The 9,610-nt window shown below is 61.4% G+C and carries 8 protein-coding genes and 3 pseudogenes; 5 read left to right on the forward strand and 6 right to left on the reverse strand.

The window, feature by feature from the left end; all coding sequences use genetic code 11:
• The 4 genes and pseudogenes from D3878_RS23215 to D3878_RS23620 form a co-directional block, all read right to left on the reverse strand.
• Positions 1-327 (reverse strand): annotated as a pseudogene (locus D3878_RS23215) (TonB-dependent receptor); the annotation flags it as partial.
• 87 nt (positions 328-414) lie between these two features.
• Positions 415-1,362 (reverse strand): TonB-dependent receptor, encoded by a 948-nt coding sequence (locus D3878_RS23220; protein ID WP_119788103.1) that lies wholly within the window; start codon positions 1,360-1,362, stop codon positions 415-417.
• A 38-nt stretch (positions 1,363-1,400) separates the two neighbouring features.
• Positions 1,401-3,303, reverse strand: a pseudogene (locus tag D3878_RS24530) (sigma-54-dependent Fis family transcriptional regulator).
• 112 nt (positions 3,304-3,415) lie between these two features.
• Positions 3,416-3,601, reverse strand: a complete 186-nt coding sequence (locus D3878_RS23620; RefSeq protein ID WP_147383850.1) for a hypothetical protein — start codon at positions 3,599-3,601, stop codon at positions 3,416-3,418.
• Between D3878_RS23620 and pedF (D3878_RS23240) the strand changes: the two are divergent.
• Positions 3,600-4,074, forward strand: a pseudogene (pedF, locus tag D3878_RS23240) (cytochrome c-550 PedF). The gene D3878_RS23620 and the pseudogene pedF (D3878_RS23240) overlap by 2 nt on opposite strands.
• A gap of 75 nt (positions 4,075-4,149) precedes the next feature.
• Positions 4,150-4,809 (forward strand): transporter substrate-binding domain-containing protein, encoded by a 660-nt coding sequence (locus D3878_RS23245; protein WP_233556509.1) that lies wholly within the window; start codon positions 4,150-4,152, stop codon positions 4,807-4,809.
• On the opposite strand, the gene D3878_RS23250 is transcribed toward D3878_RS23245, so the two are convergent.
• Positions 4,692-5,465: a transporter substrate-binding domain-containing protein gene (locus tag D3878_RS23250; protein ID WP_233556510.1), complete on the reverse strand. Its 774-nt coding sequence runs from the start codon at positions 5,463-5,465 to the stop codon at positions 4,692-4,694. The two genes, D3878_RS23245 and D3878_RS23250, sit on opposite strands and share 118 nt — an antisense overlap.
• A 75-nt stretch (positions 5,466-5,540) precedes the next feature.
• Complete coding sequence (pedF, locus tag D3878_RS23255; RefSeq protein ID WP_119783754.1) at positions 5,541-6,014, reverse strand: cytochrome c-550 PedF; 474 nt, start codon at positions 6,012-6,014, stop codon at positions 5,541-5,543.
• Between pedF (D3878_RS23255) and D3878_RS23625 the strand changes: the two genes are divergently transcribed.
• The 3 genes from D3878_RS23625 to D3878_RS23265 form a co-directional block, all read left to right on the forward strand.
• On the forward strand, positions 6,013-6,198 hold the full coding sequence (locus D3878_RS23625) for a hypothetical protein (RefSeq protein WP_147383850.1): 186 nt from the start codon (positions 6,013-6,015) through the stop codon (positions 6,196-6,198). The two genes, pedF (D3878_RS23255) and D3878_RS23625, sit on opposite strands and share 2 nt — an antisense overlap.
• A 112-nt stretch (positions 6,199-6,310) precedes the next feature.
• The gene (locus tag D3878_RS23260) at positions 6,311-8,215 is read left to right on the forward strand and encodes a sigma-54-dependent Fis family transcriptional regulator (RefSeq protein WP_119783753.1); all 1,905 of its coding nucleotides are present in this window, start codon (positions 6,311-6,313) and stop codon (positions 8,213-8,215) included.
• A 38-nt stretch (positions 8,216-8,253) separates the two neighbouring features.
• A partial coding sequence (locus tag D3878_RS23265) for a TonB-dependent receptor plug domain-containing protein (protein ID WP_158592366.1) occupies positions 8,254-9,610 on the forward strand: 1,357 nt, incomplete at its 3' end.

Raw genomic sequence — 9,610 nt, forward strand, 5'->3', positions numbered from 1 at the left:
GAATGCCTGCGAGTTGCCGGTGACCGACGACGACGCCACTTCCGCGGCCAGCACGTCCGGCTGCACGCCGCGCCCGGCGTCGAACCAGGCGTCTTGCCGGGTTTGCGCGAAACTGACGCGACTCTGGTCGAAGCTGGCGCCGACGGCGAATTGATGGTGCTCGGTCTGGCGCGACAGGTTCAGGGCCAGGCCGGCGCTGGTCTGGCGGGTATGGGTGCGGTTCAATACCGCGTTGTGTTGCGCCGCCCCTTGCGCCGCGGTAAAGCCGCAGTCGTCGGGCTCTACCGCGCTGCCGTCGGGATTGAAGCCGTCTTCGCAATCTTCCACATACTCTTCGTAATCGCCGTTGACGTCGCCATTGAGCGTGTCGCGCCGGCTGCGCGCACATAGGCCAGCGTCGACAGCTCGGTGTCATCATTGATCCAGTGACGCAGATTGAAGGCTGCCTGCTGCAGTCGATTGCTGGTTTGATCCGGGTGGGTGTAGGCCGCGCGCCGGTCGTTTTCGTACAAGCCGTTCGCCAGCGTGCCATCGGCCCAGCGGTAGCTCGGCAAAAGGCCGTTGCCGATCAGCTTGCTGTCGCCATGCAGGGCCGAGACATGCCATTGGGTCTGGCCCGAATCGCGGCCGACCTTGGCAAACAGGTTGCCCATGCGTCCGGCGGAATGCTCGCGCCAGCCATTTTCGAAACAGGGTGGTGGCGACGAAGGCGTGCAATCCATTGTCGAAGCGGGCGCCGTAGCCGGCGTCGATGCGCTTTCTGGCATTGCTGCCGTAGGAGATCTCGGCGTCCATGCCGGGATGGCTCCGGCCCGACTTGGTGGTGAATGCCAGCGCGCCGCCCAGCGTATTAAAGCCATACAGCGGGTTCGACCCCGGCACAAGCGTCAGGTCGGCGATCGCCGCCTCCGGCAGCATGTCCCAGTTGACCACGTCGCCGAACGGTTCGTTGACGCGCACGCCGTCGAGATACGCCGACAATCCCTGCGCCGAACCGAGGATCGGCGAAGCGCGAAAGCCGCGGAAGGTGATGTCGTTCTGGAACGGACTGCCCTGGACTTCGTTGACGTTGACGCCAGTCAGGTTGGTCGCCAGGAAGTCGATCAGGTTGCCCGCCTGCGCCTGGCGCAGCGCGTCCGCGGACGCGGTCTGCACCGGATACGGCAGCAGGTCGCGCTCGATCCCGAGTCCCGGCACGGGCGTCTTTGCCACCACTTGAATCGGCGTCAGGGTGGCTTCAGGGCGCGCCGCTAACTCGCCTGCCTGCGCTAGTACAGGAACGCAGAAGGCAGCGGCAAGGAGGGGGGGCGTGCGGGATGCGGCGTGCCGGCGGTGTAATTGCGGCAGGGTAGAGTGGGGCATTAGATGTCTCCGGAAATTATAGGAATTGGTATTGACGTTTATTGCTGCGGGATCTTGCGGTAAATCTTGTTGCGGGAAACACCCAGGGCGCGCGCGGTGGCCGAGATATTGCCGCCATGCGCCGCCAGCGCATTCTGGATTAACGATATTTCGACATCGTCGAGCGTGGCCGATGTCGGCATCGATACCGCCACTGTGTACTGATCGGGCCGCTTCGCCCGCTCTCGCCTCGCTGCACCGCCTCGATATCGTCTAAAAAATCGTCGGGCAAATGCTCGCGGCGGATTTCGCGGTCGTCGCCGACCATGACGATGGCGGTACGCAGCAAATTGGTCAGCTGCCGGCAGTTGCCGGGCCAGTTGTGCCGCTTGAATAACTCCATCACCGCGGCCGATACGGTGCACTGCGTGCCGTCGGCCTCCGTTGCGATCAACCGTTCGATAACCACTTCCAGGTCGCTACGCTCACGCAAGGGCGGCAGTTTCACTACCAGGCCGTTCAAGCGGTAGTACAAGTCTTCGCGAAACACGCCGGCCGCAATCAGTTCGCGCAGGTTGCGGTGCGTGGCGCAGATCAGCGCCACGTTTACGGGGATCGAGCGACTGCTGCCCAGGGGCGTCACCATGCGCTCCTGCAGCACGCGCAACAGGCGCGCCTGCAGGCTCAGGGGCATGTCGCCGATTTCATCCAGGAACAGCGTGCCGCCATTGGCTTGCAGGATCTTGCCGACGCTGCCTTTCTTGCGGGCGCCGGTGAAGGCACCGTCTTCATAGCCGAACAATTCGGATTCAATCAGGGTTTCGGGAATCGAGGCGCAATTGACGGCAACGAAGGGGCCGTTTGCGCGCGGCGAATCATTGTGGATGGCTTGCGCCAGCAATTCCTTGCCAGTGCCGGTTTCGCCGGTCACCAGGATGGCGATGTCGCGCCCGAGCACCTTGTTCACCTTGTCGATCAGGGCGGCGATCTGGACATCGCCGGTATTCAGGTAATGCAGGCTCGACAAGCGGCGTGTGGCCTGCTGCTCGACTCTTTGCGCAGCTTGCGCTTGCAGCGGCACGCTGCGCTCGGATGCGCCAGGATGTAACTGGTCAGCCTGAAAAAACATGTTTGCCCGGTGCAGTTGCGCGCGCGCATAGACCCGCACTCCGCTGTGCATGCACAGGTTCAAAAAAACCGGCGCGGCGGTGCGGTAATGGTCGAACAGGGCTGACACCGGCAAGCCGAACAGCGAACTGAAGGTATGCATTTTCAGCGCGGTGAGTGGCAAGCCGAGCTGGAACAGGCCACTGCGGTGGCCGACAGGAAGCGCCCGCCCTGGGTGAAGGCGGCAATGCCTTCCATCAGGGTGCCGATGAATTCCGGCCGGCTGTGGAAATGCAGCGTGATTGCATCCTGATAGGCGGCGGAAAACACCTGGTTTTCGATCATTTGCGCCGACATGCGCACCAGCCCCATGGTGTGCTTGTGAAAACTGTTCTGGTCGCCGGTGACGTCCAGAACGCCGATCACGCTGCCTTCCGAATCGAAGATTGGCGCCGCCGAACAGGTCAGGAAATGATTGGCAATCAGGTAATGTTCATTGGCGTGGACCTGGGCCGGCGCCTGTTCGGCGATGGCGGTGCCGATCGCATTGGTGCCCTTGCTCTGTTCCGACCAGGCCACACCCGGCTGCAGCGCGACCCGGTTGGCTTTTTCCAGGAAGTCGTCGTCGCCCAATGTATGCACGATCAAGCCATGAGCATCGGTCAGGATGACCATGTTATGGGTATTGATGATTTGTTCGTACAGCGTTTCCATCACCGGCAGCGCATGCGTGTGCAAGACCCGATTTTGCTCGATGGCCAGCGTCAGGTCGGTGCGGCTCACCGAGCTGAAGTCGGGAATCGCGCTCTCAGTCAGGCCGTAAGCGACGGAACGTTCGCGGGATTCTTTTATCATGGCGCCTGCCCCTACTACAGTTCATAACATGCACTAATTCGCACAAACCGTGCCAATTGGTAAAAATGCGATGAAACCTCTATCTTGGCGCGATTTTTCGCCCGGCCTCCCTTTATCGCCCTGCGGCGCGGTCGGTGGCGCCGGTGACTGTTTCACTTTTTGCGATTGTTGTGCTCGCAAATGCAACACCTGTTCCAAAACGAATCAATGCATGGGGCGCGAACGTGCCAGAAATGCTTGGCATGGCAATTGCAGATAGCGCTCCACTCATTTCAAAACCAATAGGAGGAGTCATCATGAAATTCGCAAAACGCTTCATCGCCATCAGTTCTGTCTTTGCCGCCCTTTGCGCGGTCACGCTGCCTGCCGCCGCGCATGGCGACGTTACGCCACAGGCGGTCGACACCAAGTCACTACCGAAACTGGGCGACAAGTGGGCCACCGAAAATCCCTACCGGGGCAATGTCGATGCGGTCAAGGTCGGCACCTCGGCGTACACCCAGAACTGCGCGCGTTGCCACGGCCTGGATGCGATTTCCGGCGGTATCGCCCCCCGACTTGCGCTTGCTCGACCGCGACTGCATGGGGCAAAAGAACGAGGCCAAAAAGCAGGCTTGCTTTAAGGAAAATGATGGCTATTACGCCACCTCGGTCCGCCAGGGCAAGGTGCGCAATGGCGCCGTGTACATGCCCCCCTTCGAGGGCATGTTGAGTCAGGAAGCGGTGTGGGCGATGAAGGCGTATCTGGAAACCCGTCGCGCAACCAAGTAAGCCGGCAAGACGGGGGGCTTCCCGTCCCCGCAATGTGCCCGCCGCAGACGGGCATTCAACGCATTGGAGACAAGCATGCCCAAGTTTTTTTTTCGCAGCATCGCTGCGTTGATGGTGATTTTTCTGGCATGGTCACTGGCATTGCCGGCGCATGCCGACATGGAAAAAATCCGCCAGTCGGGCGCCTTGAAAGTGGCGGTCTATGACGACCTGGCGCCATTTTCGGCCGGTGGCCGCGGCATCGATATCGAGCTCGCTGAGGCCCTGGCGAAAAAGCTGGGGTTAAAGCTGGCGCTGCTGTCGTTTCCGGCCGGCGAAAATCTCGGTGACGACTTGCGCAACATGGTGTGGAAGGGGCATTACCTCGGCTACGGTCCGGCCGACGTACTGCTGCATGTGCCGGTCGACCGCCACCTGATCGCGAACAACCCGAAGGTGGAAATCTTCGCGCCGTATTACCGCGACGCGGTGCAACTGGTGCGTCGCGTGGCGACGGTGCCCAACTACGACGGCCTGGCGTCACTCGCCGGGAAAAAAATCGGCGTCGAAAAAATTTCGATCGCCGCCGTCGTCCTGCTGGGAGAGGAAGGCGGCAAATATCGCGAGCAAGTCAGGATTTATCCGACCGCCGTCGAGGCGCTGGCGCAGCTCCAGGCTGGCGCCATCCGATGCCAGTACTGGCCAATCGTTCGGAAACGACGGCCTGGCCGCGGACCCGGGAAGTTCACATCGTGACTTGATTCCGCGCCTGCCGCCGGCAGGGCTGGTTTGATTCGGAACGATTGGCCAGTACTGGCAGCGATGGCGCCAGCCTGGAGCTGCGCCAGCGCCTCGACGGCGGTCGGATAAATCCTGACTTGCTCGCGATATTTGCCGCCTTCCTCTCCCAGCAGGACGACGGCGGCGATCGAAATTTTTTCGACGCCGATTTTTTTCCCGGCGAGTGACGCCAGGCCGTCGTAGTTGGGCACCGTCGCCACGCGACGCACCAGTTGCACCGCGTCGCGGTAATACGGCGCGAAGATTTCCACCTTCGGGTTGTTCGCGATCAGGTGGCGGTCGACCGGCACATGCAGCAGTACGTCGGCCGGACCGTAGCCGAGGTAATGCCCCTTCCACACCATGTTGCGCAAGTCGTCACCGAGATTTTCGCCGGCCGGAAACGACAGCAGCGCCAGCTTTAACCCCAGCTTTTTCGCCAGGGCCTCAGCGAGCTCGATATCGATGCCGCGGCCACCGGCCGAAAATGGCGCCAGGTCGTCATAGACCGCCACTTTCAAGGCGCCCGACTGGCGGATTTTTTCCATGTCGGCATGCGCCGGCAATGCCAGTGACCATGCCAGAAAAATCACCATCAACGCAGCGATGCTGCGAAAAAAAAACTTGGGCATGCTTGTCTCCAATGCGTTGAATGCCCGTCTGCGGCGGGCACATTGCGGGGACGGGAAGCCCCCCGTCTTGCCGGCTTACTTGGTTGCGCGACGGGTTTCCAGATACGCCTTCATCGCCCACACCGCTTCCTGACTCAACATGCCCTCGAAGGGGGGCATGTACACGGCGCCATTGCGCACCTTGCCCTGGCGGACCGAGGTGGCGTAATAGCCATCATTTTCCTTAAAGCAAGCCTGCTTTTTGGCCTCGTTCTTTTGCCCCATGCAGTCGCGGTCGAGCAAGCGCAAGTCGGGGGCGATACCGCCGGAAATCGCATCCAGGCCGTGGCAACGCGCGCAGTTCTGGGTGTACGCCGAGGTGCCGACCTTGACCGCATCGACATTGCCCCGGTAGGGATTTTCGGTGGCCCACTTGTCGCCCAGTTTCGGTAGTGACTTGGTGTCGACCGCCTGTGGCGTAACGTCGCCATGCGCGGCGGCAGGCAGCGTGACCGCGCAAAGGGCGGCAAAGACAGAACTGATGGCGATGAAGCGTTTTGCGAATTTCATGATGACTCCTCCTATTGGTTTTGAAATGAGTGGAGCGCTATCTGCAATTGCCATGCCAAGCATTTCTGGCACGTTCGCGCCCCATGCATTGATTCGTTTTGGAACAGGTGTTGCATTTGCGAGCACAACAATCGCAAAAAGTGAAACAGTCACCGGCGCCACCGACCGCGCCGCAGGGCGATAAAGGGAGGCCGGGCGAAAAATCGCGCCAAGATAGAGGTTTCATCGCATTTTTACCAATTGGCACGGTTTGTGCGAATTAGTGCATGTTATGAACTGTAGTAGGGGCAGGCGCCATGATAAAAGAATCCCGCGAACGTTCCGTCGCTTACGGCCTGACTGAGAGCGCGATTCCCGACTTCAGCTCGGTGAGCCGCACCGACCTGACGCTGGCCATCGAGCAAAATCGGGTCTTGCACACGCATGCGCTGCCGGTGATGGAAACGCTGTACGAACAAATCATCAATACCCATAACATGGTCATCCTGACCGATGCTCATGGCTTGATCGTGCATACATTGGGCGACGACGACTTCCTGGAAAAAGCCAACCGGGTCGCGCTGCAGCCGGGTGTGGCCTGGTCGGAACAGAGCAAGGGCACCAATGCGATCGGCACCGCCATCGCCGAACAGGCGCCGGCCCAGGTCCACGCCAATGAACATTACCTGATTGCCAATCATTTCCTGACCTGTTCGGCGGCGCCAATCTTCGATTCGGAAGGCAGCGTGATCGGCGTTCTGGACGTCACCGGCGACCAGAACAGTTTTCACAAGCACACCATGGGGCTGGTGCGCATGTCGGCGCAAATGATCGAAAACCAGGTGTTTTCCGCCGCCTATCAGGATGCAATCACGCTGCATTTCCACAGCCGGCCGGAATTCATCGGCACCCTGATGGAAGGCATTGCCGCCTTCACCCAGGGCGGGCGCTTCCTGTCGGCCAACCGCAGTGGCCTGTTCCAGCTCGGCTTGCCACTCACCGCGCTGAAAATGCATACCTTCAGTTCGCTGTTCGGCTTGCCGGTGTCAGCCCTGTTCGACCATTACCGCACCGCCGCGCCGGTTTTTTTGAACCTGTGCATGCACAGCGGAGTGCGGGTCTATGCGCGCGCGCAACTGCACCGGGCAAACATGTTTTTTCAGGCTGACCAGTTACATCCTGGCGCATCCGAGCGCAGCGTGCCGCTGCAAGCGCAAGCTGCGCAAAGAGTCGAGCAGCAGGCCACACGCCGCTTGTCGAGCCTGCATTACCTGAATACCGGCGATGTCCAGATCGCCGCCCTGATCGACAAGGTGAACAAGGTGCTCGGGCGCGACATCGCCATCCTGGTGACCGGCGAAACCGGCACTGGCAAGGAATTGCTGGCGCAAGCCATCCACAATGATTCGCCGCGCGCAAACGGCCCCTTCGTTGCCGTCAATTGCGCCTCGATTCCCGAAACCCTGATTGAATCCGAATTGTTCGGCTATGAAGACGGTGCCTTCACCGGCGCCCGCAAGAAAGGCAGCGTCGGCAAGATCCTGCAAGCCAATGGCGGCACGCTGTTCCTGGATGAAATCGGCGACATGCCCCTGAGCCTGCAGGCGCGCCTGTTGCGCGTGCTGCAGGAGCGCATGGTGACGCCCCTGGGCAGCAGTCGCTCGATCCCCGTAAACGTGGCGCTGATCTGCGCCACGCACCGCAACCTGCGCGAACTGATTGCGGCCGGCGTGTTTCGCGAAGACTTGTACTACCGCTTGAACGGCCTGGTAGTGAAACTGCCGCCCTTGCGTGAGCGTAGCGACCTGGAAGTGGTTATCGAACGGTTGATCGCAACGGAGGCCGACGGCACGCAGTGCACCGTATCGGCCGCGGTGATGGAGTTATTCAAGCGGCACAACTGGCCCGGCAACTGCCGGCAGCTGACCAATTTGCTGCGTACCGCCATCGTCATGGTCGGCGACGACCGCGAAATCCGCCGCGAGCATTTGCCCGACGATTTTTTAGACGATATCGAGGCGGTGCAGCGAGGCGAGAGCGGGCGAAGCGGCCCGATCAGTACACAGGTGGCGGTATCGATGCCGACATCGGCCACGCTCGACGATGTCGAAATATCGTTAATCCAGAATGCGCTGGCGGCGCATGGCGGCAATATCTCGGCCACCGCGCGCGCCCTGGGTGTTTCCCGCAACAAGATTTACCGCAAGATCCCGCAGCAATAAACGTCAATACCAATTCCTATAATTTCCGGAGACATCTAATGCCCCACTCTACCCTGCCGCAATTACACCGCCGGCACGCCGCATCCCGCACGCCCCCCCTCCTTGCCGCTGCCTTCTGCGTTCCTGTACTAGCGCAGGCAGGCGAGTTAGCGGCGCGCCCTGAAGCCACCCTGACGCCGATTCAAGTGGTGGCAAAGACGCCCGTGCCGGGACTCGGGATCGAGCGCGACCTGCTGCCGTATCCGGTGCAGACCGCGTCCGCGGACGCGCTGCGCCAGGCGCAGGCGGGCAACCTGATCGACTTCCTGGCGACCAACCTGACTGGCGTCAACGTCAACGAAGTCCAGGGCAGTCCGTTCCAGAACGACATCACCTTCCGCGGCTTTCGCGCTTCGCCGATCCTCGGTTCGGCGCAGGGATTGTCGGCGTATCTCGACGGCGTGCGCGTCAACGAACCGTTCGGCGACGTGGTCAACTGGGACATGCTGCCGGAGGCGGCGATCGCCGACCTGACGCTTGTGCCGGGGTCGAACCCGCTGTATGGCTTTAATACGCTGGGCGGCGCGCTGGCATTCACCACCAAGTCGGGCCGGAGCCATCCCGGCATGGACGCCGAGATCTCCTACGGCAGCAATGCCAGAAAGCGCATCGACGCCGGCTACGGCGCCCGCTTCGACAATGGATTGCACGCCTTCGTCGCCACCACCCTGTTCGACGAAAATGGCTGGCGCGAGCATTCCGCCGGACGCATGGGCAACCTGTTTGCCAAGGTCGGCCGCGATTCGGGCCAGACCCAATGGCATGTCTCGGCCCTGCATGGCGACAGCAAGCTGATCGGCAACGGCCTTTTGCCGAGCTACCGCTGGGCCGATGGCACGCTGGCGAACGGCTTGTACGAAAACGACCGGCGCGCGGCCTACACCCACCCGGATCAAACCAGCAATCGACTGCAGCAGGCAGCCTTCAATCTGCGTCACTGGATCAATGATGACACCGAGCTGTCGACGCTGGCCTATGTGCGCCGCAGCCGGCGCGACACGCTCAATGGCGACGTCAACGGCGATTACGAAGAGTATGTGGAAGATTGCGAAGACGGCTTCAATCCCGACGGCAGCGCGGTAGAGCCCGACGACTGCGGCTTTACCGCGGCGCAAGGGGCGGCGCAACACAACGCGGTATTGAACCGCACCCATACCCGCCAGACCAGCGCCGGCCTGGCCCTGAACCTGTCGCGCCAGACCGAGCACCATCAATTCGCCGTCGGCGCCAGCTTCGACCAGAGTCGCGTCAGTTTCGCGCAAACCCGGCAAGACGCCTGGTTCGACGCCGGGCGCGGCGTGCAGCCGGACGTGCTGGCCGCGGAAGTGGCGTCGTCGTCGGTCACCGGCAACTCGC

It is taken from the genome of Noviherbaspirillum sedimenti, assembly GCF_003590835.1.
Taxonomy (GTDB): Bacteria; Pseudomonadota; Gammaproteobacteria; order Burkholderiales; family Burkholderiaceae_D; genus Paucimonas; species Paucimonas sedimenti.

Coding starts and splice junctions, on each gene's coding strand:
- D3878_RS23250 (WP_233556510.1), bottom strand. CDS start 5,465: ATGCCCAAGTTTTTTTTTCGCAGCATCGCTGCGTTGATGGTGATTTTT.
- D3878_RS23260 (WP_119783753.1), top strand. CDS start 6,311: ATGATAAAAGAATCCCGCGAACGTTCCGTCGCTTACGGCCTGACTGAG.
- pedF (WP_119783754.1), bottom strand. CDS start 6,014: ATGAAATTCGCAAAACGCTTCATCGCCATCAGTTCTGTCTTTGCCGCC.
- D3878_RS23220 (WP_119788103.1), bottom strand. CDS start 1,362: ATGCCCCACTCTACCCTGCCGCAATTACACCGCCGGCACGCCGCATCC.
- D3878_RS23620 (WP_147383850.1), bottom strand. CDS start 3,601: ATGATGACTCCTCCTATTGGTTTTGAAATGAGTGGAGCGCTATCTGCA.
- D3878_RS23625 (WP_147383850.1), top strand. CDS start 6,013: ATGATGACTCCTCCTATTGGTTTTGAAATGAGTGGAGCGCTATCTGCA.
- D3878_RS23245 (WP_233556509.1), top strand. CDS start 4,150: ATGCCCAAGTTTTTTTTTCGCAGCATCGCTGCGTTGATGGTGATTTTT.